This window comes from Dactylosporangium sp. CS-047395, from assembly GCF_050942185.1.
In the GTDB taxonomy this organism is placed as follows: domain Bacteria; phylum Actinomycetota; class Actinomycetes; order Mycobacteriales; family Micromonosporaceae; genus Dactylosporangium.
Map to the genome: position 1 here is coordinate 5,018,449 of NZ_CP192015.1, position 22,002 is coordinate 5,040,450.

Sequence of the window (22,002 nt, forward strand, 5' to 3'; positions counted from 1 at the left end):
GTGATGTTTGTCCACGGGAACACGATCCCGTTCCGGCCGCCGTCCGGTCGGCGGGCGTGCTTCGGCAGGAGGCTGACGCCTGTTCCGCCCGCCGTTCGGTCAGCGGGCGTGTTTGGCAGGAGGCCGACGCCTGTTCCGCCCGCCGTTCGGTCAGCGGGCGCGCTTCGGCAGGAGGCTGACGCTTGTTCCGCCGGCCGTTCGGGTCAGCGGGCGTGTTTCGGCAGGAGGCCGACGAGGAGCAGGGTGATCAGGAACAGCGCGGCCGCGAGGGCGGTCACGAGTTCGCTCGCCGAGTTGAACGACGCGTGGCCGGCCCGCGCGAAGAAGACGGTGCCCAGGGCGGCGACGCCGAGCGCGCCGGCGAACTGCTGGACGGCGTTGAGCATGCCCGCGCCGGTGCCGACCTCCTCGGTGGTGGCGTCGCCCAGGATGAAGTCGAAGATCGGCACGAACACCAGGCCGGTGCCGAAGCCGATCACCAGCAGCGCCGGCGCGAACGACCAGGACGTCAGGCCGGCGCCCGGGTGCGCGATCGTCCACCACAGCGCGAGCAGGCCCACCACGGCGATGCCGAGGCCGAGGTGCAGGGTCGCCCGGCCGAGGCGCTGGGTGAGCACGGCGCCCGCGAGGGCCACCGCGGCGGCGCTGCCGAGCGCCCACGGGATCATGGTGAGGCTGGTGTGCAGCGGCGTCCACCGCAGGCCGAGCTGCAGCAGCAGGTTGAAGGCGAGCTGGAAGCCGCTCAGGCCGGCGAAGAACCCGGCCGTGATCAGCAGCCCGACGACGAAACTGCGCCGGCCGAACAGCGACGGGGCGATCACCGGGTGCGGGCTGCGCCGCTCGGACGCCACGAACAGCGCCAGCGCGACGACGGCGCCCGCCAGCATCAGGTACGTCCACAGCGGCCACCCCAGCTCCCGCCCCTGCACGAGCGGCACGATGAGCAGCGCCGAGGCGAGCGTGAGCAGCCCGACGCCGGCCAGGTCGAGCCGGGCGGCGCGGTCCTCGCCGGACCGGGAAGGCAGGAACCGCCAGGCGAGGAGCCAGGCCAGCACGCCGACCGGCACGTTGATCAGGAAGATCGAGCGCCACTCACCGCCGAAGAGGTTCAGGTGCAGCAGCCAGCCGGCCAGGATCGGACCGGCCACCGTGGCCAGACCCATCACCGGCCCGAACGGGATGAGCGCCTTGCGCAGCAGGTGCGGTGGGAAGACCACCTTCACCAGCGCGAAGCCCTGCGGGATCAGGATCGCGCCGCAGAGGCCCTGCAGCACCCGGGCGGTGATCAGGAACCCGGCGCCGGGGGCCAGCCCGCACGCGAGCGAGGCGGCGGTGAACCCGGCCAGGCCCAGCAGGAACAACCGGCGCCGCCCGGCCAGGTCGCCCAGGCGGCCCGAGGTGATCAGGCCGATCGCGAACGCGGTGGTGTACGCGCTGAGGACCCACTGCAGCGTCGACTCGCCGCCGCCGAGGTCGGCGCGGATCGACGGGCCGGCAAGGTTGGCGATCGTCGCGTCGACGGCGTCCATCACGTCGGCGATGAAGACGACGGCGAGCACGAACCAGGACCGGCGTAACGAACTAAGTTCGACTGTCACGAACTAAGTTCTACACGGTCGAACTAAGTTCGTGTCAAGGTAGTGTGATCCGCATGGCAACGAAGGCGCCGATCACGGTCGAGCGGATCGTCGACGCCGCGCTCGAGGTCGTGGCCACCGAGGGTTACGATGCGCTCACCGTCCGCCGGATCGCCGCCGTGCTCGGCACCGGTCCCGCGTCGCTCTACGCGCACGTGGCCAACAAGGCCGACATCGACGCGCTGATCATCGGCCGGCTCTGCGCCGAGCTGAAGCTGCCCAAGCCGGACCCGGCCGCGTGGCGCGAGCAGATCCTCGCGGTGTGCGCGCAGCTGCGCGACCTGTACCTGCGCTACCCCGGCATCTCCCGGGCCGCCCTGGCCATGGTCCCCACCCACATGGAGACGCTGCGGGTCAACGAGGGCATGCTGGCGATCCTGCTGGCCGGGGGCATCGAGCCGCGCACCGCCGCGTGGACCATCGACGCCCTGTCGCTCTACGTCAGCGCGTACGCGCTGGAACAGTCGATGGTGGTGCAGCGCCGGCACCGCACCGGCGACGCCTGGGTGGTCGACCGCGACGAGCTGGTCCGCCGCTTCCAGGAGCTACCCGCCCGCACCTACCCGCAGATCCGGCGGTACGCGGTCGAGCTGACCTCCGGCACCGGCCACGAGCGCTTCGACTTCGCCCTGCACAAAATCCTCGGCACGTTGGATTAGCGCCAGAGCCAGCGCCAGAGCCAGCGCCAGCGCCTGAGCCAGCGCCAGCGCCAGCGCCAGCGCCAGCGCCAGCGCCAGGGCCAGCGCCAGCGCCAGGGCCAGGGCCAGGGCCAGCGCGCAGGGCCAGCGCTAGGCGAGGGCAGCCCGCTTGCGGTCGGCGAACTCGGACTCGGTGAGCAGGCCGCGGGCGTTGTCCTCGGCCAGGTGCTGCAGCACGGCCACCCGCTGTTCGGTGCCCGGATCGGCCAGCATCCCCTTGAGGCGGGTGAACTCGTCGCGGGTCAGCACGCCCGCGCTGCGCAGCCGGCCCAGGTTGGCCCGCACCGAGATGTCGGTCGCGCTGCGGCGCCGCTCCAGCCAGTTGCCGGCGACGAGGCCGAGGCCGACCGGGATGAAGACAGCGCTCATGATGTAGACGCCGAGGCGGGCATCGGGCGGTACCGAATCCTGGATCGAAACCTTGATGATCCCCCCGACGCCGAGCGCGACGAAGCCGACGGTCCACAGCAGCAGGCCCGTGCCCTGCTTCAGACCGTCCCGGCTCACGGCGATGCCCGCGATCCACGCGACCGTGCCGGCGATGAGCAGGAAGGTCAACGCCCAGGTGCCGGACGGGCAGGTCCGGGTGCTGATGTAGGGGCCGCCCGACGAGCAGCTGCCCGTGTTGGCCAGCTGGTTCAGGCCGAAGCCGAGCATGAGCAGCCCGGCCAGTCCCAGCACGAGGCTCAGCGCGTCACGCGATCTCCCGGTCACGCGGCGAGGATCGCATCGCCGGGCCGTCAGGCGCTGTCCGGTAGCCGACCGTCCTCGATGGACGGCAGGTGGGCCAGGACGATCTCGGTCACGTCGCCGAACACCCGCAGCTGCTCCTCGCTCAGCAGGTCGACGAAGTGCCGGCGCACCCAGGCGACGTGGTCCGGCGCGGCCGCCTCGATCGCCCGGCGCCCGTCCTCGGTCAGCACCACGTCGGTGGCCCGCCCGTCCGCGCGGTCCTCCCGCCGCACGACCAGCCCGCGCTCCTCCATCCGCCCGATGTGCCGCGACAACCGACTCTTCGACCACTGCATCCGCGCGGCGAGGGCGGTCAGGCGCTGCCGGTGGCCGTCCGCGTCGGCCAGATTCGACAGCACGTCATAGTCGGGCGCCGACAGCCCCGACGAGCGCAGCAGGTCCCGCCCCATTTCGGCATCCAGGAGCAACCGCATTCTCCGGTACCCGATCCAAGCCCGGAATTCCCGCTCGTTCAACCACACCATCACCGGATCCTAGCGAGTTCGTTGACATGTGAACCGACCCGGGCCTAGGTTGGTTTACATGTCAACACTGTCGTTCGGGCTGGGCGTGCCGGCGGGCCCCGAGCCGGGCTTCGACCCGATCGCGTACGGCCGCCGCGCGGAGGAGCTCGGCTTCGACCTCCTGTCGATCTCGGACCACCCGGCGAGCACCGGCGGGACCTACGAGGCGTGGACGGTGCTGTCCTGGATCGCCGCCGCCACGAGCCGCATCCGGCTGGCGACGCGGGTGCTCGGGGTGCCGTACCGGTCGCCGGCGCTCGTGGCGAAGATGGCCGAAACCTTCGACCGGCTCTCGGGCGGCCGGCTGATCCTGGGCCTCGGCGGCGGCTACTCGGACGACGAGTTCCGCGCCTTCGGCCTGCCGGTGCCGTCCCCCCGCGACAAGGTCGACGGCCTGGCCGACGCGATCACCATCGCGCGGGGCCTGTGGTCGCGGCCCGGCTTCACCCACGACGGCCGCGTCCACCGCGTCGTCGACGCGCACGTCGAGCCCCGCCCCGAGCACCCGATCCCGATCTGGCTCGGCACGTTCGGCGACCGCGCGCTCGCCCTGACCGGCCGGCTCGCCGACGGCTGGATTCCGTCGCTGGGCTCGGCCCCGCCCGAGCGCGTCCCGGCCATGCGCGACAAGATCTACGCCGCCGCCGAGGCGGCCGGGCGCGATCCGGGTGCCCTGACCCTCGCGTACCACCTGCCGGTCGACCCGTCGTCCGAGCCCGTCGAGGCGATCGCCGAGCGACTCGCCGGGTACACCCGCCTCGGTTTCAATGCTTTGAGCCTCGTCCCCGAAGGACCCGACCGCGCCGAGTCCGTCGAACGGCTGGCAGCCGAGGTCGTTCCGGCGGTGCTCGCGCGCTTGTAGCGGCATGCTCCTTCCGGCGGTGCTCGCGCGCCTTGAGTGGCATGCTCCTTCCGGCGGTGCTCGCGCGCCTGTAGCGGCGTGTCGTGCAGCACGCGGATGGCCTGATCGTGGTGTGGCCGCGCCGCCGGCCGGGCGAGGTCCTTCCGGCGGTGCGGGCGCGTCTACAGCGGCGGCGTGTCGTGCAGCACGCGGATGGCCTGATTGTGGTGTGGCCGCGCCGCCGGCCGGCCGAGATCCTTCCGGCGGTGCGGGCGCGTCTACAGCGGCGTGTCGCGCAGCACGCGGATGGCCTGGATGGTGGTGTGGCCGCGCCACTCAAGGGCGGCGGCCGGGCTGTAGGTCGGGTAGTCGACGGTCCAGCCGCCGTCGGCGCGCTGTTGGGCGGCGAGGCGCTCGCGATCGGCGGCGAGGGCGTCGGGCGGGAACGCGGTGCGGGACGGCGCGCCGGCGTACGGCGTGAAATCCAACAGGTGCAACGCCTCGCCCTCGGCCCCGCCGGTCACCGGCGTGGGCCCGTCCGGGACCACGAACCGGGCGAGCGGCCGGGCGTCGAGACCCGCCGCGTCCAGGAACCGGATCGCGAACATCACCTCGTACGCGTGCGGTGCCGTGCCGATGTGTTCGATGCCGTCCCGGCAGTACGCGGTGGCGGCGGCGAGCCACGGGTGCTCGGCCACGTCGGCGTGGTGCCGGGCGAGCCGGTGGGCCTGGGCGGCGAGTTGCGTCGTCATCTGCAGCGAGGAGGCCGTCGCGTCGGCCTCGACCCAGTGCCGGGCGTTGCCGGCGGTGTCGGTGTGCGGCAGGCCGAACGGCACGCCGCCGTCGGGCAGACTGTGCCGGGCGAGCCAGTCCAGCACCTCCACCGGCCGCGGGCTCTTCGTGTCGCGGAGGTCGGCCAGCAGCTCCAGGGCGTGCATGGCGCCGACCGGCTGGCTGCTCGAGGAGCGCTGGTCGGGTTCGAGGCCCCAGCCGTAGCCGCCGTCGGGGTTGCGGTAGGCGTCCAGGGCGACGAGCACGTCGTCGGGGGAGCCGGTGCCGAGCAGCGCGGCGAGGCGCCGCCGGTCGAGCACCCGGCCGTGGGTGGCCACGAACGAGACCGCGCCGTCGAGATCCATGTCCATCGTCTCAGTATTGCGGACGGTTGCGGTTTGGTTCGGGACTTGACTGTTAGGGTCCTAACTCTTAGCTTCTTAAGTATGGACGCGATGGACCGGCCCCTCACCAGCACGCTCGAGCTGCTGCGCTGGATCGGATGGGCGCAGCGCAAGGCGGGCGAGGACTGGATCCGCGCCCGCGAGCTGAGCTTCGAGCAGGGCTTCGTGCTGGGCTACCTGGCCCAGAGCCCGGGTGCCATCCAGCGCGACATCGCGGCGATCACCCGTACAAGTGCGGCAAGTGTCTCTGGATTGTTGCAGGGCCTGGAGCGGCGCGGGCTGGTCGAGCGGCGCATCGAGGCCGGCGACGAGCGCAGCAAGCGCGTCTACGCCACCGCGGCCGGGATCGAGCTGATCTCCGGCTTCGAGGCGGCGATGACCGGCCTCGAGGACACCATCCTGGCCCCGCTCGACGAGGCCGAACGGGCCACCCTGCACGCCCTGCTCGTGAAGATCACGGCGGAGCTGCCACAGCCCACGCGCTGACCCTCCTTTTCCTTACGCGCCGGTGTCGTCGCCGTCGCGCGATCCACCCTGCCCTTCTTTGCTGAAAGAAGACCGCCATGAGCACCATGACCTTGGAAGCACCCGAGACCGCCGGCAGCAACCGCTGGTACCTCTCCGCCGCCCCGATCGCCCGCGCCCTCGTGCACCTGTGCGTGCCGATGGCCGCCGCGATGATCGTCGGGGCCGTCTACAACGTCATCAACGCCGGGTTCATCGGCTCGCTGCACGACAGCGCCCTGCTCGCCGCGGTCACCTTCGGCACCCCGCTGCTCGGCCTGGTCATGGCCGTCGGCAGCGTGTTCGGGGTCGGCGGCGGCGCGCTCATCTCCCGGCTGCTCGGCGCGTCCGAGCGCGACCCGGCCAAGGCCGGCGAGATCAAGCGGGTCTCGTCGTTCGCCGTGTGGGGCTCGGTGCTCGCCGGCGCCGTGTTCGGCGGGCTCGGGCTGCTCCTGCTGCACCCGCTGGTCGGGCTGCTGGGTGCGGATGCGGCGGCGGTACCGGCCACGCGTTCCTACGTCGCCGTCATGCTCGCCTTCGTCCCGGTCATGGCCGCCGCGTTCTGCCTCGAACAGCTCGTGCGCGCCGAGGGCGCCGCCCGGCAGGCGATGATCGGGCTGATCGCCTCCACCGTGGCCAACCTCGTGTTCGACGTGCTGTTCATCCTCGTGCTGCCCTGGGGTGTCGGCGGCGCCGCGCTCGCCACCGGCCTGGCCAACCTCGTCAGCGTCGCGTACTGGGCCTTCTGGCTGCAGCGCAACAGCGCGAACGTGAGCCTCGCCCCGCGCTGGTTCACCCTCGCCCCGTCCGTGCTCAAGCCGGTCTTCGGCGTCGGCTCCGGCGAGTTGCTGCAGGCCGGCTTCCTGATCGTCACCGCGCTCGTGCTCAACAACCTCGCGGCCGGCTACGGCGACGGCCCGCTCGCGGCGATGGGTGTCGCCGTCCGCATCGCGCAGGTCCCGGAGTTCCTGATCATGGGCGTGACCATCGGCGTCCTGCCGCTGCTCGCGTACGCCTATGGCAAGGGCGACCGGACCCGGCTCACCGCGGCGCTGCGGGCCGCGGCGACCACGGTCGGCGCCATCGCCGCGGTGTTCTTCGTCGGCGTCTTCCTCTTCCGCGAGCAGGTCCTGGCGCTGTTCTCGGCCGACCACTCGGTGCTCGCGATCGGCGTCACCGTGCTCATGGCCCAGCTGACGGCCATGGTCGTCAACGGCTTCACCGGCCTGCTGACCTCGCTGTTCCAGGCGGCCGGGCGCTCGGTGCCGGCGATCGTCATGTCGCTGTCGCAGGGCGTGCTGTTCGTCCCGATCGTGATCCTCGGCAACGTCTGGTTCGGCCTGACCGGCATCATCTGGGCCCTGACCGTCACCGAGATCATCGTCTTCCTGGTCGGCGTCGCGATGTGGCTCCTGTCCCGCCGCGCGATCGACGCGGGCCTGGCCGAGGGCACGCCGGAGCGGGCCGAAGCCGTGCTGGAAGCCTGAGCCGCGGTTAGGTTGAGTCGATGCAGACCTTGATGGTGGACTTCATCATGTCGCTCGACGGCTACGGCGCGGGCGAGGGCTGGCCCGGCTTCTGGGGAATGGAAGGCCCGGAGTACCTGGCCTGGCTGGGGGAGCAGGAGCAGCACGCGGCGCTCATGGGCGCGACCACGTACCGCCTCATGCACGGCTTCGCCACCCAGACCCCCGGCGAGGAGGGCATGGACGCGCTGACCGCCCAGCCGAAGATCGTGTTCTCCTCCACGCTGCGGGAGCCGCTCCCGTGGGCCAACTCCCGGCTGATCACCGGCGACGCGGTCGAGGCGGTGCGCACCCTCAAGGAGGAGTCGGACCTGCCGCTGCGTACCCTTGGAAGCCTTTCCCTGAGCCGCTCGCTGCTCGCGGCCGGCCTGGTCGACCGGTACCGGGTCGTCGTCTTCCCGGTCATCACCGGGGCCACCGGCCGGGAGCGCCTCTTCGACGGCTACCCGGACCTGAAGCTGGACCTGGTCGAGCACCGCACCTTCGACGGCCGGCTCCAGCTGCTGGAGTACGTTCCGACCTTGCTCGACGGCCCGCCCGCCCCGTAGCTCAGTCCGGCACCGCGGGGGTCTCGCCGGCCCGGTGCTGGTCGCGTGTGCGGGCCGCGTTGCGCAGTTGCAGCGACCGCCGGTGGATGCACTCGGATGCTGGAGTACGTCCCGACCCTGCTCGACGGCCCGCCCGCCCCGTAGCTCAGTCCGGCACCGCGGGGCTCTCGCCGGCCCGGTGCCGGTCGCGTGTGCGGGCCGCGTTGCGCAGTTGCAGCGACCGCCGGTGGATGCGCTCGGACTCGGCGATGAGCGCCGCCGCCTCGGCCAGCGCCTCGGCCACCGCGGACGGCGGGACCCGCTCGTAGATGGCCGGCGCCGGAGCTGGTTCGACCATGCTGGTCACCGTGGCCCGCCCCGCCGCCCGGCGGCTACCCCCGCAGACGAAGCCGCGACCGCCCGCAGTTCGCGGAACGGATAGGCGGTTCGTCTGATGTGCAGCCGCGCCCTCCGCCGTAGGGTCGCGAGGGGGAGGGCGGTGCCCAGCGACGATGACGACGACGATGTTCGAGACGCGCGACGCGGACGCGGCCGAGCGGATGATCAGCGACACGTACGCCCGGATGCGGCTGGACGTGAACGGCCGCCGCACCTACATGCGCATGGCGTGGACCACGCTCGGCCCGCACGCGACCCTGTCCCGGGTCACCTACGGCATGGCCTTCACCGGCGCCGGCGATCCGTTCGGCCTGCTGGCGTTCGGCCGCCTGCGCTCCGGCACCGCCGTCTACCGCAACGGCGCCGTGTCGACCGACTACGCGGCCGGCGACACGTTCCTGGCCTGCCAGCCGGACCGTGAGTGGAGCTGCGACCTCGACCACCTCGACGCCGACCTCACCTACCTCGACCCGGACCTGCTCGCCCAGGTCGCCGGCCCGGAACCGGTGCGCTTCACCGGCTACCGCCCCGCCGGCGCCGGCGCCACCGGACGCTGGAACCACGCCCTGGACTTCGCGCTGGGCCTGATCGGCCAGGACGACTGCACCGACAACCCGCTGATCGCCGGCAGCACCGCCCGCCTGCTCGCCGCCACCGCCCTCACCGTCTTCCCCAACACCGCCCGCGCCGACCCGACCATCGAGGACCGCCACGACGCCCACCCGGCCTCCCTGCGCCGCGCGCTCGCGTTCATCGACGACCACCCCGGCGCCGACCTGAGCATCGCCGACGTCGCCGTGGCCGCCCACGTCACCGTCCGCGCCCTGCAGCTGGCCTTCCGCCGCCACCTCGACACCACCCCGACGGCGTACCTCCGGCGGGTGCGCCTCGAACACGCCCACCGCGACCTGGCCGCGGCCGACCCCGCATCGACCACGGTCACGGCGGTCGCGGCCCGCTGGGGGTTCGCCAACCACAGCCGCTTCACGGCGAACTACCGGGCCGCGTACGGCCTTCCACCGAGCCGGACCTTGCGTCGACCTTGATGGCGGTGCCTCGTGGATGAGCTGTGGCGGCTGGTTGGCGAGCGGGGGTTCGCGCAGCGGGGGCTCGTGCAGCGGGTGTTCGATCGGCTGCCGTTGCTCGTGGTCGCGCTGGACTGACCCGAGCTGCGAATCGGCGCGGTCGGGCGCCGTCGTGCTGCAGCGGCTGCGCGGGCTGCATCGCGGTGACGCACCTGGCGGGTGCGGGCGTCGTCGTGCTGCGCCGGTTGCGCGGGCTGCATCGCGGCTGCGCACCTGGCGGGTGCGGGCGTTGTCGTGCTGTGCCGGTTGTGCGGGCTGCACTGCGGCAACGACGCCCAGCTGCGCCTGCACGCGGCCGTGGGCACCCTCGGCGGACGTCGGTTGTCGCTGGTCCGGGTGCCGCGCGTCACGGAGGTGGCGGATTCGCGGACGCCGGGTACTCTTGGTGGCGAAGGGGAGTAGTCCTTCGCCGGTTCGCCGTCAGTTCGGGGCCCTCGTGGCTCCCGGTGGCCGGGCCCCGCGCGCCGGGGTGGACGAGACCTTCGACCCAGCAGGTGACATACGTGTTGCCGCGGACAGGGTCGAGGTCTCGCGTGCGAGAGTTCGGCTCGCGTCGGCGGCGGGAAAGGACACTCGATGCCCACGATCGCCGACCGCATTCGCCGGTTCCTGAGCAGCCCGCAGGGGCAGCGCCTCGTCTACCGCGCGCAGAACGAGCTGCGCAAGCCCGAGAACCGCCGCCGGCTGCAGCAGGTCGTGTCCCGTGTCCGCCGTCGCGGCTGAGCCGCGCAGCGCCGCCGCGGCCGAGGCCGGTTCTGCCGTCACGGCTGATGCCCGTCCCGCGGTCGCGACTGAGGCCTTTTCCGCGGTCGCGGTCGCGGCTGGGGCCGGTCCTGCAGTCGCGGCCGAGGCGCATGTCGCCGTTCCGCCTGGGTCCCGTCCCGCGGTGGCGATCGGGGCTGAGGCTGGACCGGCGGTCGCGGCTGAGGCGCGTGCCGCCATTGCAGCTGAGCCCCGTCCCGCGGCTGGGGTCGGGTCTGCAGTCGCGGCCGAGGCGCACGCCGGCGTCGCGCCTGGGGCGCGTCCGGCGGTCGCGGCGCTCTCCTTCGGCGCCGACGTCGTGCTGGTGGTCGCCGGGGTGCCTGGCGCGGGCAAGACGACCCTGTTGCGGCGCCTCTTTCCGCCTGGCACCGCGGGCGTGCGCGTGCTCGACTCCGACCACACGCGCACGTGGTGGCGGCCGTACCTCGGTCGGCTGCCCTACCGCTGGTGGCGGCCGATCGTCCACGTGACCCACTACGCTCGGGTGCTGCTGGCCCTGCGCGCGCCGGGACCCGTGGTCGTGCACGAGTGCGCGACGAAGTCCTGGGTGCGGCGAATGCTGTTCACGGCCGCGCGGCGGTCGCGCCGGCCGGTGCATTTGTTGTTGCTGGACGTACACCCGCGGGATGCCCTTGCCGGGCAGGAAGCGCGCGGGCGCCGGGTGCGGGCGGCGTCGTTCGCCGCGCACTGCCGCAACTGGCAGGACCTGATGGACGGGGCCGAGGCGACGCGCGAGGCGGCCTCGGTCACGCGAATGGGCCGGGCCGGGGCGACGCGGCTGGAGGCCATCCACTTCGTCGGGTGAGCCGGGCCGGGCGGGTTCAGATCACGCATTCACCCGGGTGCGGCGGGTTCACGCCACGCAGAACTCGTTGCCCTCGGGGTCCAGCATGACGACGTGGCCCAGCTCGTCGCCGTAGTGCTCCTCGCGGACCACGGTGGCCCCGGCCGCGACGAGCTCCGGGACCTTCGCGCGGATCAGCCGGGCCCGCTCGGCCATGTCCCACGGCCCGGGCCCGGCCACGCGGACGTCGATGTGCATCCGGTTCTTGGCGGTCTTGCCCTCCGGCACCTTCAGGAATCCAATGGCCGGCCCGCGCCCGTCAGGGTCCACAATGGACGCATTGTCGGGCTCGTCGAACCCGGGCTCCCGGACGTAATCCAACGCGGCCGCCCAAAATGCCGCGAGCCGTTGCGGGTCGTCGGCGTCGCAGCCGAGCGTCCAGAATGTCGCCACCGCCGCAATCTATCCTTTCGGCGGCCGGCGGTGCATGATCTGCGCCGTGACGGGAGACTTCTTCTTTCGCCGGCTCGGCCGCTGGTCGCATTCGCTGGCCAAGCGGCACAGCCTGAGCGCGTTCGGCGCGCAGCTCGGCAACCGGCCCGGCGGCCGCGCGGCGTCGGGGTTGCTGATTTTCACGAGCCTGCTCCTGTACGCCCTGATCCTCGCCCTACTCGCGCTCGGCCTCTGGCTGTGCAGCCTGTCGTTCCCCGGGTTCGGACTGGTCCTCGGGCTGCCGCTGGTCGCCATGGCGGTGGAGCTGCGGCCGCGCTTCGGTCGCGTGCCGAAGTACGCCACCGAGGTGACCGCGGCGCAGGCCCCCGAGCTGCACCGGCTGATCGGCCAGGTGGCGGCCGCGCTGTCCGCCCCGATGCCGGCCGTCTACGTCGAGGACGACGAGTTCAACGCCTTCACAACACTCGTTGGATTACGCCGCCGGCCGGTGCTCGTGCTGGGCCTGCCGCTGTGGGTCTCGCTCCCGGCCCAGCAGCGGGTCGCCCTGCTCGGCCACGAACTCGGCCACTTCGTCAACGGCGACCCGCGCCGCGGCCTGTTCGTGGCCCCGGCGGTGGTCGCGCTGCAACGGGTCGACGCGTGGCTGCAGCCGGTGGTCGGGGTGGCCAGCATCGTGACCCGGCTCGTCCTCGGCCTCGTGACGGGCGTCCTGCGCGCGGCGATCCTGCCGTTCCGCGTCGGCATCGCCGTGCTGGCGGTGCGGGACGGCCAGCGGGCCGAGTACCGCGCGGACCGCCTCGCCGCCACCGTCGCCGGCCGCACGGCCGCGGTCGACCTGCTCGATGTGCTCCTGCTGCGCAAGAGCGCCGTCATGCTCATCATGCGCAACGCGCGCACCGACCGCCCGCTCGCCGAGTGGCCGGAGACGATCGCCAAACTCCTGGTCGAGGTCCGCCCCAACCTCGCCGCGCGCCGGGAGTCCTCGCTGGACGACGTGTCCCTGTTCGACTCCCACCCGCCGAACGGCCTGCGCTCCCGGGCCCTCGAGGCGCTACCCGGCGAGTCAGCCGCAGTCGTGGTGACGTCGGCGCAGAACATGCGCATCGACGCCGAACTGGCGGAGCCGGCCGCCCGTTCGGCCCGCACCCTCAAACGCCTATGAACCAAAGCCTGATCTTGTACCGCTCCAGCCGCTGAATTCCCGGCCACTCCTCATACCCGGCCCCGGCAATCCGCTTCTGGTGCTCCGCCCGCCCTGCGTGCCCCAGCGCAACCCCGTACCGCCCGGGCCCAGCGGGAAGCGCGATCACGGCCAGCTCACCCTCGTCACTGTCGCCCTCCACAACTATGTGCCCGGTCGGCAGCTCCAACTCGAAGGCGGCCTCCCAGTGCCAAATCCCGCCGGCGTTGGATTCGCGCGGCCGCCCGTCGAGCGACGCCTCGTCAACGTCGGCCGGTGGCTCGTCGGGCGATGCGGTGTTGCCGCTGCCGTTGCCGTCGGTGTCGGCCGATGGCTGGTGTTGCGAGGCAGCGTTGCGGTTGCCGTCGGCGTCGGCCGGTGGCTCGTCGTGCGAGGCCGCGTGGCGGTTGCCGTTGCTGTCGGCGTCGGCCGGTGGTTCGTCGAGCAGCTCCAGAATGAGGCGCGGCCGGCTGTACTGGCTCGCACACCGCACCCGCAGCACCGCCCCCGCCGCCCCGAACAGCCGCCCCCCGCGACTCCCCGGAATCCGCGCCGCGTCGGCGGCGGGCCGCTGCGCCGCGGGCGTGTCGGCCGAGACGTCCCAGAGCAGGAACAATCCCTCAGCCGTTGGAATCTCGAACTCGCGTCCATCCATGGTTGGATAACCGTAGTCGGTGTGCTTCGGTACCGTGGTCACCGTGCGAGCCGCCGACCGCGTGCCCCTGGGCCGCACGACCCTGTCCGTCACGCGCCTCGGCCTGGGTCTCGCCTCGATCGGCGGCCTGCACACGCCGGTCTCCACCCTCGACGCGGACGAAACCATCGACGCCGCCTGGCGCCTCGGCGTCCGGCTGTTCGACACCGCCCCGGTCTACGGCTACGGCCGCTCGGAACGCCGCGCCGGCCGCCGCCTGCGCACCCGCCCGCGCGACGAGTTCGTGTTGTGCACGAAGGTCGGCCGCCTGATCGAACCCGGCGGCCCGGACGGCCAGCCGATCTGGGCCGACCCGCCACCGGGACTCGGCCCGCGCCTGGATTACACCGCCGACGGCGTGTACCGCTCGCTCGCCGACAGCCTCGACCGCCTCGCCCTGGACCGGGTCGACGTCCTCCACATCCACGACCCTGAGTTGGATTTCCCGGCCGCGCTGGAGACCGCCTACCCGGCGCTGGCCCGTTTGCGCGCGACCGGCCGGATCGCCGCGATCTCCCTGGGCGTCAACCACGCCGACGTGGCCGCCCGCTTCATCCGCGAGGCCCCCGACCCCGGCCTCGACTGCGTCATGCTGGCCGGCCGCTACACCCTGCTCGACCGTTCGGGTGCGAACGACCTGCTGCCCCTGTGCGCCGAGCGCGGGGTGGCCCTGCTCGCCGCCGGGGTGTACCAGGGCGGCGCACTGCTGGACGAGACCTCCCCGGCGGCTTCCCGCATCCGCGACACCTGCGAACGCCACGGCGTGCCGGTGCTGGCGGCCGCGGTGCAGTTCCCGTTCCGCCACCCGTCCGTCGCCGCCGTGGTGGTGGGCGCCCGCTCGGCGGCGGAGATGGAACAGAGCGCAGCGCTACTGGAGCACCCGATCCCAGACGCGCTCTGGGACGAGCTCTAACGCGAAGGATCTCCTGGTCACACCACCGATGGAAGGTCCTCCGGATCGGCCCGGGGCAGCCACGTGAGAGCCTCCCCGAAGAGGCGCCGGGTGTGCTCGTCCGGGCTGGTCCGGGCCCGCTCGGAGAACAGGGCGCGCGTCGTCTCGTCATCACCCAACTGCCGCCCGAGCGCGTGCACAGCGTTGCGGCGCACCGACCAGTCGGTGTCGTCGAGCATCGCCACGAGCAGCGGCCGAACCTGCGGATGCCGCCCCGCGGTCGCCCCGAGCGCGGCCACGGCGACCCGGCGCACCTGGATGTCGTCGTCGTGCTCGGCGTGGTCGGCCAGAACGGCTCGGGCCCGCTCGTCGTCGCCGAAGAGCCGACCGAGCAGCTCGCAGGCGGGCCGGCGAATCGCCGGGTCGGGCTCAGCGGCGCGGCTCATCAGCAGTCCGGCCAGGGTATTCAAGAATCCGGGATGCGGCCCGAGGATCTCGGCGGCCGCACGGAACACCTGCGGGTCGGGATCGTGGGCGACCAGATCGAGCAGCAGGTCGACCGGCTTGCTCCGGTCGAAGCCGACGAGGGTGTGCAGGGCGGCCAGCCGGACGCGGGAGTGTTCATCGTGCCGGGACCGCTCGGCGAGCCGGTCACGAGCCCGTTTGCGATGGTCGGGCCAGCCGGCGAGGGCCTCGGCCGACTCCCTGACGATCTTGGGCTCGTCGTCGCTGTGCACGCGATCGAGTAGCAGGTCGCGGACGTCGGCCGACCCGCTGTGGCGGAGCAGGGCCCGGGTCGCGGCGAGCCGTACGGCCGGGTCGGCCTCCTCGGCTGCCTGCCGCATGATCAGGCCATGGCTGACGGGGTCGCCGGTGAACTGCTCGGCCAGCAGGCGAATGGCGGCCACGCGGGTGCTGGTCGCGCCGTGCTCGCGGACGCGGGCCGCGAGCAGGTCGACGGTCGTGTGGTCGGGCCAGCGCTTGGCGAGCTGCTCCAGGGCGAACATGCGCACGTCGGCGTCAGTGTCGACGGTCGCGGCGTGCACGAGCAGGCTACGGTCGGGCTGGTACCGCTCGGTCAGCGTTCGCAGCGCGACGAGCCGTAGCCAACCGTCGCCGTCGTGCGCGGCCAGGTCGGCGAGCAGTTCACGCAGAGCACGCCCGGTCTTGTCGAGTCGGACGAGTTCCTCGATGGACACGGCCCGGGTGCGGGGATCGGCGTCCTTCGCCCGTAGCGTCGCGACGAGCAACCCGAGCACGTCCTCGTCCGGACACCACTCGGCGAGCAGGCGCAGCGCGCACCGGCGCACCGGGTCGCTGGACTCGGTGTCGGCGCGGGCCATGAGCAGCCCCCGAACCTCGTCGCCGATCGGGGACTCGCCGACGAGAGCACGGGTGGCCGCCGCTACGGCGCCCGGGTCCAAGTCGGTCCGGATGCAATCCATGAGCAGTTGCTCGATGTCGGGTCGCCCGGCGACATGCCGCCCAAGGGCCTGAACCGCCGACCTTCGTACCGCCTCGTCGGGATCACGGGTGGCCCGCTCGACCAGCAGGGTGCCCAGGGCATCGTCGAGCTCGGGCCGCCGGCCGAGGGTCTGCACGGCCATCAGCCGCAGATCGGGGTACGGGTCGTCGGAGGCGAGCTCGACGAGCAGTTGGGTGGTCTGCGAATCGGAGTCGAAGTTGGCCACAAGTGCCTCGGCGGCGGCCAGGCGCACGGCGCCATGTTGGTCCGAGCGGGCCCGGTTCGCCAGCAACGCCTCGCATCTTGCGCGGTGGGCGATTCCGGCAGGCCGGTCGCCCAGGCCGGGCCGGGCCGCGACCTCGGCCAGACCGGCGACCAGCGCGTGCCGGGCGCGGCGGTCGGCGACCTCACCCAGCCCGTCATCAAGCACGTCTTCGATGGCCTCCTGCGGCGCGGCCAGCAGTGCGGCGATCCGCGTGGCGAAATACGAACCGGAAACCCAGCTGACGGCGATGCCGCGGCGGCGGTACCAGAAGCCGAACGCCTGCCGGCCCGGCCAGTGTTCGCCGAGCACCCGGACCGTCGGCAGAATCGCCGCCTCGACAATCTCGGCCGTGGTGCGGTCCCCGATGGCAATGCCATGCTCGATGAACAGGATCAGCTGGCGCAGCACGGTCTGGGCGGCGGCCGCCACGGAGCGAACGTCCGGCACTTCGGCCAGGCACTGCGCGGCGAGCACCAGGTTCCACGGCGGCTGCGCAAACTCCTCGGCCGGCCAGGGCCGGTTGACCTCGACCGCCAGCATCTCGATCAGCTCACCAGCCGGCCCGTCCGGTAGCTGGCCCACGATGAGCCGCAGGACCTCGCGCCAGTCGGCGTCGGCCCAATGCGCCTCGAACAGCTCCCGCAGCCGTTCCATGCTCCATTCAGGGTCGGACTCCTCGAACCGCTCGACGATCGCCTGGGCGCTGAAGAACTCCAGGAAGGCACGGTGGACGAAGCCGTAGAGCCGCGAGCCGTACCGTCCGAGCATGAAGTTCCGCTCGCGTAGCTGCTCGATCATCGTGTTGGCCATCGCGCTCGCGGCGCCGCGCGAATACGAGAAGCGCTCGACGAGATAGTCCTCGAAGACCCTGACGAGCTGGTGCTTGGCGATGTAGTTGCCCGACAGCCCGCCTGCGTTCGACTGCATCCACAGCGCCAGCCGCTGCAGGAGCGTCTTCGTGGCGTTCTCGTCCAGCTCGGTGCCGTGGTGCTCACGAAGCTGCCGATTCACGTCCCAGTGCACGATGAGCACCTCGGCCGCGTGGTCGAACAGCCTCCAGCGCTCCTTGGGCAGCTCCTGGCTGCGGCTCATGACGGCGAAGATGGTCAGCAGCAACGGATTGCCGGCCAGCTCCCGGATCGCCGCCGACTCGGCGATCACGTCGTGGATTCGGGCCCGCAGTACCGCCGACTCCACCTCCTGCGCAGGCATGGAGTGTGCGTGCCAGCCGGTCAGGAACTGCTCGATCTGGTCGCCGTCAAAGTTGTCCAGGGTGAAGTGGTGGAAGCCCGCCTCAGTGAGGGTCCGCCGCGGATACCCCACGGTGCGTGACGTCACCAGCACCCGCACGCCGGGGAACTGGAAGGCGAACGCGGCGATCTGGCTGGCCGTGGTGTCCCGCCGGTGCGGGTTGAGGATCTCGTCCAGGCCGTCGAAGAGGAACAGAGCCTTGCCGCCGCCGCGCAGGTATCGGGTCAGCCCCTCCCGGGGCAGTCCGAGCCGGTCGGTGTCGGCGCGGTGGCCGAGGTAGTCCAGGAAGCCCTCGCACCGCCCGTCGCCCAGGTGGGCCAGGAACGAGCGCAGCTCGATGAGCACCGGCAGGTGGTCCCGCAACCCGGCCAGCCGCGCCGGTACGGCCCCGTCGGCCAGGGTGAGGGCCAGGAACCGGGTCACGGCCGACTTGCCCGAACCCGGATCGCCCAGGATGACGACGAACGGGTGCCCAGGGTCGGCCACTACGTCGAAGAGGTGCTCGCGGGCCTTGAGTTCATAGGATTCCCGCAGCAGTACCGCCTGCCGGCGATCGTCGGGCAACTCGGGATCGTCCTCGGCTGGCAGCCGCTGCCACCAGGCCCGTGGCACCTCGGGCGCGGCCTCCTCGCGCACCGACGGCTCCACGAAGATTGACTGCAGCCGGACGCTGAGATAGTCGATCGTCGGCCTGGGATTGAGCGCGTCGAGCTCGATCCCTACGTACTGCTGGCGCAGCCGGTGGAGATAGGCGTCGACCTGCTCCTCGGCCAGCGGCTCGTCCGCCTCCCCGGCCGGTTCGCGATACTCCTGGCCGTGGTAATTGGCCAGCGCGGCCGTGACCTGGGCGGCGAGGTCGTCCGGGCCCGTGAAGAAGCTGCACACGTGGCTGGTGCGCAGTTCCTCCCGCAGTGCGGCAATCCGCTCGCCGTCCTCGTCGCGGTCGACCATGCTCATCGGCCAGGAGGCGTCTTCGGACAGCAGGAAGATGTAGCAGGCCTTCCTGAGCCGGACCGCCTCGCGGTACTCCAGCTCGGTGATCGACATGTCATGGCCCGCCGGGCGGAAACCGTATCGCCAGGCGAAGAGCCCGATGTAGATGTCGCTCGCGGCGACGTCGGCCAGGCACCGTTCCAGCGGCGGACGTCCGTCGGCGACGTACGCCTCCATCGCCACGTCCGCGATGCCCAGGCGACGCAGTGCGGCATGCACCACGCCCCGGCAGTCCAGGAGATCCTTCTGCGTCGCCGAGATGTACGCCTTCGGACCGCCGCCCGGGGTGACCCGGAACGAGGCCGCGGCGATCGCCGGCGGGCCGAGCAGGGAACCGAACGCGGCCCGGGCATTGCCCGCGGCCTCGGCGCCGATGGTGTTGAGCAGGGCCGAGTACAGCAGCCGCGGACCGCCCGGGAGTGCGCATGTGGCGGTCACGATCCGTTCGATGTCCGTCCGGGCGATCGGATGCCGCGAGATCGCGCTCTGCGCCGCCGCCGGGAGCTGGTTGACGAGATGCTGCCGGGTGCTCCCATCGAGCAGCTCGGGCATCTGGGCCAGGCCGGAGGCCAACGTCTGCACGTCGCGGGGCGGAGCACCGCTCTGCTCGGACCCGTCGCCGCCCCGGTCGGCGCGCGGAAAGATCTCGACGATCAGCATGCCGTGGGACTGGGTGACCTGGGGAATCGGGGCGCCGATGCGCTGGCAGTCGAGCAATGACCGCGGAATACCCGACCCCTCGCCCTCCACGACCCGCATCCACGTCAGAATCGAAGCGAGCCGGAAATTGCGCTTGTGCGACTCGGTCTGCAGGCTGGCCAGCGGGACCGTTTCGCCTTCCGGCAACGGGCCGCCCGCCCAGGTCCCCGGGCTCATGACCCGCAGCCGGTCCTCGCGCATCTGCACGTGGACGCACGCGGTCCGGTGTTCGTAGTCCCGGTGTACCAGCGCGTTGGCGACGATCTCGCGCACGGCGATCATCGGGTAGTCGTACACGGGCTGCGACAGCGCGTCGTGCTCGGTCGGCATCTCGCCGCGGCGCGCGAGGTCCTCGACGAACTGGCGAGCCTCCTGGATCTGCTCCGGGATGCTGCCGAACAGATCGAGCTTCTTGATCGTGCCGCCGTGAAACCGGCTGCACTGCACCATCGCGGTCGCCAGTACTGCCACCGGGTCCTCGCCGAAGAGCAGGGCGCCGGCCACCGTCAGCCGGCCGGCCTGCATCAGGTGGGCCCGTTGGAGGAACTCGACCGCCGACAGTTGCTCGGGCATCCGCCGCGCGATGTCCTCGCGCAGTTCCCGACGGAAGTTCGCCACCCTCAGCGCGCTGACGGAGGTCGCGTCGGTCATCGACGACAGGAAGTCCGGGCTGTGCACGGCCGGCACCATGGCGGCCGGCGGCGGCGGTTCCTGACCGGTCTCCGCCGCCGGCGGCGGGACGACCGTCTCGGCCGGGGACTCGACCGGCCGCCGGGCGATGAGCGGGCTGCCAACGCCTTCGATGATCCAGCTTGGTTCCGGGCTGCCGGCGAGCGTGCGGCGCACGTAGTTGTAGAGGCTCTCGAGGTTGACGTTGCCCGACTCGTCCGCTGCCGCCCCGGACGTCAGGCCCTCGACCAGCGCGCGGGTGAAGGGGCTGGGCTGCCCGTCCCGGGGCGCGTCCTTCGCCGATTCGCTCGACGGCGCCGAGGCCAGGGTGAACAGACCGCGGCCGGAGAGGTGCTCGGCTATGGCGGGTGCGCCCTTGCCGAACGCGCCGCCGTGACAGCAGTCGAGCAGGAACACTTTCGCGGTGGCGACGGAACCCAGCAGGATCGCCTTGATCGAGTCGCTGCCCACCGAGGAACTCGGGAGCAGTCCCGAGTTGGAATCCGACGCGCACAGGTAGAGCTGCGAATGTTCGACGCATCCGTGGCCGCTGAAATAGAACAGCAGTTCATCGTCGGGCGTGGCCTGGCGGAAGAAGACATTGATCGCGCGGAGCATCTGCAGGTATGGCTGGTTCAGCAGAAGTGTGACATTCTCGGGCGCGAAGATGCCCGTCTTGTCGTCGATGAGGGCATCCCGGAGGAGTTGTCCGTCGCAGCGCGGACCACGCAGGTTCGGTAGACCGCCCGGATCCTCCGTGTAATCCGCGTTGCAGATCAGAAGCGCCTTGTGCACATCAGTTCCCGCCGACGGCCATCATGTCGATGGTCTACTGTACGACCGCGGATGGCGACCAGGGGAGTGCGATGTCAACTTTATTGATCACGGTCGAGCCGGGCATTTCGGGGGTCGAACGCGACCATCCGGCCCGGCAATCGGCGGCGACTGATCTCGAAGCAAATTTGAGAGCCGCTCACTATTTGCTTCGCGGGCCACTTCGGCCGGCTGTGCCCGGCGAAAAGGGGTGGGTGCACGAGCTCGGGCTGAGCCTCGGCAGTGCCGGAGCGGTGGCCGGCGCGGTAAACGTGATCTATCTGTGGTTCAAGCGCGACCGGCGCCGGTCGATCGAGATCGTCACGGAGATCGACGGCGAGATCGTGGACCGCGTCACCGTCACGGGTGACACGGTCTCCGAGGCGGTGCTGCTCGAGGCGCTTCGCCGCGCGATCCCGGACGAGGGACGCGACGCCTGAGCGGTCAGCGCGAGGGGTCGATGGCCTGTCGCAGCGCCGGCCCGGTGGCCGCGAACGCCCGTTCCAGCTCCGACAACCCGAACGGCGCGGCCACCAGCTCGGCGAACGGGTACCGCTCATGATGCGAGGCCAGAAACGAGACCGCCCGCCCAAGATGCTCCGGCCGGTAGTTGTGCACCCCGGTCACCGTCAGCAGGTTGCGGACCACCCGCTCCGGGTCGACCGGCACCGCCGGCCCGGGAAACACCGACCCGGCCAGCACCGCGTGACCGCCAACATCAAGGGAGTCCAGGCACCCCGCCACGGCCGCCGGCGAGCCCGACAATTCCAGGGCCACGTCCACCCCTGTCGGCAGGTCGGAAGGCGCGACCACCGAAGCGGCCCCGAACCGCAGGGCGAGCGCGCGGCGAGACGGGTCCGGGTCGCTGACGATGACCTCGGCCCCAGCCGAAGCCGCCATCGCGGTCACCGTCACGCCCAGCAGACCGGCCCCCGTCACCAGCACCCGGCGTCCCGCGACCGGCGGTACCGCGTCCAGGACCGCCGCCACCGTGGCCGTCGCGCACGAGGCCGGTGCCGCCACCGCCGCCGGCAGTGCGGCGGGGACCGGCACGACCGTGGTGCCGGGCGGCAGGACGGCGTGTGTGGCGAAGCCACCGTTCAGGGTCCAGTCCGCGTCGATGCGCTCGTGGCCGAATTTTCGGAGCAGCAGGCACTTCTGCGGCCTGCCGGCAGTACAACGGCGGCATTGTCCACAGGAGACGGTGACCGACCAGACGACGCGTTCGCCGGTGGCGACGACGCGGCCGACCTGTTCGTGGCCGAGGATGGTCGGGGTCGGGGCGGAGCGGTGGCCGGCCACCGTGTGCAGGTCGCTGCCGCACACCGTGGCCAGCTCGATCTCGACCAGCAGGCCGTCGCTGGGCAGCGGCGTCTCGACCAGCTCGAACGGCCGGCCGGCGCCGTCCCAGCGGGCGTAGCGGGCAGTCGGCAC

General features: G+C 72.0%; 20 protein-coding genes. 11 read left to right on the forward strand and 9 right to left on the reverse strand.

Annotated elements, in window-relative coordinates:
• Nucleotides 1-203: 203 nt before the first annotated feature.
• The gene (locus tag ACQP00_RS23625; protein ID WP_433222497.1) at nt 204-1,598 is read right to left on the reverse strand and encodes an MFS transporter; all 1,395 of its coding nucleotides are present in this window, start codon (nt 1,596-1,598) and stop codon (nt 204-206) included.
• 53 nt (nt 1,599-1,651) lie between these two features.
• Between ACQP00_RS23625 and ACQP00_RS23630 the strand changes: the two genes are divergently transcribed.
• Nucleotides 1,652-2,296: a TetR/AcrR family transcriptional regulator gene (locus ACQP00_RS23630; RefSeq protein WP_433222499.1), complete on the forward strand. Its 645-nt coding sequence runs from the start codon at nt 1,652-1,654 to the stop codon at nt 2,294-2,296.
• A 129-nt stretch (nt 2,297-2,425) separates the two neighbouring features.
• On the opposite strand, the gene ACQP00_RS23635 is transcribed toward ACQP00_RS23630, so the two are convergent.
• A complete protein-coding gene (locus tag ACQP00_RS23635; RefSeq protein WP_433222501.1) occupies nt 2,426-3,049 on the reverse strand; it encodes a hypothetical protein in 624 nt (207 codons plus the stop codon).
• Between the two features lie 26 nt (nt 3,050-3,075).
• Nucleotides 3,076-3,501 (reverse strand): MarR family winged helix-turn-helix transcriptional regulator, encoded by a 426-nt coding sequence (locus tag ACQP00_RS23640; RefSeq protein WP_433222502.1) that lies wholly within the window; start codon nt 3,499-3,501, stop codon nt 3,076-3,078.
• 109 nt (nt 3,502-3,610) lie between these two features.
• Here ACQP00_RS23640 and ACQP00_RS23645 point away from each other — a divergent pair, with 109 nt between their 5' ends.
• On the forward strand, nt 3,611-4,453 hold the full coding sequence (locus ACQP00_RS23645) for an LLM class flavin-dependent oxidoreductase (protein WP_433222504.1): 843 nt from the start codon (nt 3,611-3,613) through the stop codon (nt 4,451-4,453).
• A gap of 257 nt (nt 4,454-4,710) precedes the next feature.
• Here ACQP00_RS23645 and ACQP00_RS23650 read toward each other — a convergent pair whose 3' ends face one another.
• Complete coding sequence (locus ACQP00_RS23650; protein WP_433222506.1) at nt 4,711-5,574, reverse strand: hypothetical protein; 864 nt, start codon at nt 5,572-5,574, stop codon at nt 4,711-4,713.
• 75 nt (nt 5,575-5,649) lie between these two features.
• Between ACQP00_RS23650 and ACQP00_RS23655 the strand changes: the two genes are divergently transcribed.
• The 3 genes from ACQP00_RS23655 to ACQP00_RS23665 all read left to right on the forward strand — a co-directional run bounded on the left by ACQP00_RS23655 (nt 5,650) and on the right by ACQP00_RS23665 (nt 8,185).
• Nucleotides 5,650-6,093 carry a MarR family winged helix-turn-helix transcriptional regulator gene (locus ACQP00_RS23655; RefSeq protein WP_433222507.1) on the forward strand — a complete coding sequence of 148 codons (444 nt, stop codon included), beginning with the start codon at nt 5,650-5,652 and terminating at the stop codon, nt 6,091-6,093.
• Between the two features lie 77 nt (nt 6,094-6,170).
• Nucleotides 6,171-7,598, forward strand: a complete 1,428-nt coding sequence (locus ACQP00_RS23660) for an MATE family efflux transporter (protein WP_433222509.1) — start codon at nt 6,171-6,173, stop codon at nt 7,596-7,598.
• Nucleotides 7,599-7,618: 20 nt separating this feature from the next.
• Nucleotides 7,619-8,185 carry a dihydrofolate reductase family protein gene (locus ACQP00_RS23665; RefSeq protein ID WP_433222511.1) on the forward strand — a complete coding sequence of 189 codons (567 nt, stop codon included), beginning with the start codon at nt 7,619-7,621 and terminating at the stop codon, nt 8,183-8,185.
• Between the two features lie 145 nt (nt 8,186-8,330).
• Here ACQP00_RS23665 and ACQP00_RS23670 read toward each other — a convergent pair whose 3' ends face one another.
• Entirely contained in the window at nt 8,331-8,522 is a 192-nt protein-coding gene (locus ACQP00_RS23670; protein WP_433222513.1) for a hypothetical protein, read from the reverse strand.
• Between the two features lie 154 nt (nt 8,523-8,676).
• Here ACQP00_RS23670 and ACQP00_RS23675 point away from each other — a divergent pair, with 154 nt between their 5' ends.
• From ACQP00_RS23675 to ACQP00_RS23685, 3 genes are all read left to right on the forward strand, one after another.
• Nucleotides 8,677-9,609 carry a helix-turn-helix transcriptional regulator gene (locus ACQP00_RS23675; RefSeq protein WP_433222514.1) on the forward strand — a complete coding sequence of 311 codons (933 nt, stop codon included), beginning with the start codon at nt 8,677-8,679 and terminating at the stop codon, nt 9,607-9,609.
• A gap of 615 nt (nt 9,610-10,224) precedes the next feature.
• Entirely contained in the window at nt 10,225-10,371 is a 147-nt protein-coding gene (locus ACQP00_RS23680) for a hypothetical protein (RefSeq protein ID WP_433222516.1), read from the forward strand.
• Nucleotides 10,372-10,534: 163 nt separating this feature from the next.
• Nucleotides 10,535-11,215, forward strand: coding sequence for an AAA family ATPase (locus ACQP00_RS23685; RefSeq protein ID WP_433222518.1), 681 nt, complete (start codon nt 10,535-10,537; stop codon nt 11,213-11,215).
• 48 nt (nt 11,216-11,263) lie between these two features.
• Here the strand turns inward: ACQP00_RS23685 and ACQP00_RS23690 are convergent, their stop codons facing one another.
• Complete coding sequence (locus ACQP00_RS23690; RefSeq protein ID WP_433222520.1) at nt 11,264-11,647, reverse strand: VOC family protein; 384 nt, start codon at nt 11,645-11,647, stop codon at nt 11,264-11,266.
• Between the two features lie 46 nt (nt 11,648-11,693).
• Between ACQP00_RS23690 and ACQP00_RS23695 the strand changes: the two genes are divergently transcribed.
• Nucleotides 11,694-12,809 carry a M48 family metallopeptidase gene (locus ACQP00_RS23695; RefSeq protein ID WP_433222522.1) on the forward strand — a complete coding sequence of 372 codons (1,116 nt, stop codon included), beginning with the start codon at nt 11,694-11,696 and terminating at the stop codon, nt 12,807-12,809.
• Here ACQP00_RS23695 and ACQP00_RS23700 read toward each other — a convergent pair.
• A complete protein-coding gene (locus tag ACQP00_RS23700) occupies nt 12,796-13,482 on the reverse strand; it encodes a hypothetical protein (protein WP_433222524.1) in 687 nt (228 codons plus the stop codon). The two genes, ACQP00_RS23695 and ACQP00_RS23700, sit on opposite strands and share 14 nt — an antisense overlap.
• 43 nt (nt 13,483-13,525) lie before the next feature.
• Here ACQP00_RS23700 and ACQP00_RS23705 point away from each other — a divergent pair, with 43 nt between their 5' ends.
• Entirely contained in the window at nt 13,526-14,434 is a 909-nt protein-coding gene (locus ACQP00_RS23705; protein ID WP_433222526.1) for an aldo/keto reductase, read from the forward strand.
• Between the two features lie 17 nt (nt 14,435-14,451).
• On the opposite strand, the gene ACQP00_RS23710 is transcribed toward ACQP00_RS23705, so the two are convergent.
• Nucleotides 14,452-20,550, reverse strand: a complete 6,099-nt coding sequence (locus tag ACQP00_RS23710) for a caspase, EACC1-associated type (protein ID WP_433222528.1) — start codon at nt 20,548-20,550, stop codon at nt 14,452-14,454.
• Between the two features lie 23 nt (nt 20,551-20,573).
• On the opposite strand from ACQP00_RS23710, the gene ACQP00_RS23715 reads away from it, so the two are divergent.
• Nucleotides 20,574-21,008 carry an effector-associated constant component EACC1 gene (locus ACQP00_RS23715; RefSeq protein ID WP_433222530.1) on the forward strand — a complete coding sequence of 145 codons (435 nt, stop codon included), beginning with the start codon at nt 20,574-20,576 and terminating at the stop codon, nt 21,006-21,008.
• 4 nt (nt 21,009-21,012) lie between these two features.
• On the opposite strand, the gene ACQP00_RS23720 is transcribed toward ACQP00_RS23715, so the two are convergent.
• Nucleotides 21,013-22,002, reverse strand: coding sequence for a zinc-binding dehydrogenase (locus ACQP00_RS23720; RefSeq protein WP_433222532.1), 990 nt, complete (start codon nt 22,000-22,002; stop codon nt 21,013-21,015).

What these genes read in the sequence shown, in the direction of transcription:
- ACQP00_RS23680 (WP_433222516.1), top strand. Translation starts at nt 10,225, where the DNA reads ATGCCCACGATCGCCGACCGCATTCGCCGGTTCCTGAGCAGCCCGCAG.
- ACQP00_RS23640 (WP_433222502.1), bottom strand. Translation starts at nt 3,501, where the DNA reads ATGCGGTTGCTCCTGGATGCCGAAATGGGGCGGGACCTGCTGCGCTCG.
- ACQP00_RS23650 (WP_433222506.1), bottom strand. Translation starts at nt 5,574, where the DNA reads ATGGACATGGATCTCGACGGCGCGGTCTCGTTCGTGGCCACCCACGGC.
- ACQP00_RS23670 (WP_433222513.1), bottom strand. Translation starts at nt 8,522, where the DNA reads ATGGTCGAACCAGCTCCGGCGCCGGCCATCTACGAGCGGGTCCCGCCG.
- ACQP00_RS23630 (WP_433222499.1), top strand. Translation starts at nt 1,652, where the DNA reads ATGGCAACGAAGGCGCCGATCACGGTCGAGCGGATCGTCGACGCCGCG.
- ACQP00_RS23700 (WP_433222524.1), bottom strand. Translation starts at nt 13,482, where the DNA reads ATGGATGGACGCGAGTTCGAGATTCCAACGGCTGAGGGATTGTTCCTG.
- ACQP00_RS23645 (WP_433222504.1), top strand. Translation starts at nt 3,611, where the DNA reads ATGTCAACACTGTCGTTCGGGCTGGGCGTGCCGGCGGGCCCCGAGCCG.
- ACQP00_RS23665 (WP_433222511.1), top strand. Translation starts at nt 7,619, where the DNA reads ATGCAGACCTTGATGGTGGACTTCATCATGTCGCTCGACGGCTACGGC.
- ACQP00_RS23655 (WP_433222507.1), top strand. Translation starts at nt 5,650, where the DNA reads ATGGACGCGATGGACCGGCCCCTCACCAGCACGCTCGAGCTGCTGCGC.
- ACQP00_RS23675 (WP_433222514.1), top strand. Translation starts at nt 8,677, where the DNA reads ATGACGACGACGATGTTCGAGACGCGCGACGCGGACGCGGCCGAGCGG.
- ACQP00_RS23715 (WP_433222530.1), top strand. Translation starts at nt 20,574, where the DNA reads ATGTCGATGGTCTACTGTACGACCGCGGATGGCGACCAGGGGAGTGCG.
- ACQP00_RS23660 (WP_433222509.1), top strand. Translation starts at nt 6,171, where the DNA reads ATGAGCACCATGACCTTGGAAGCACCCGAGACCGCCGGCAGCAACCGC.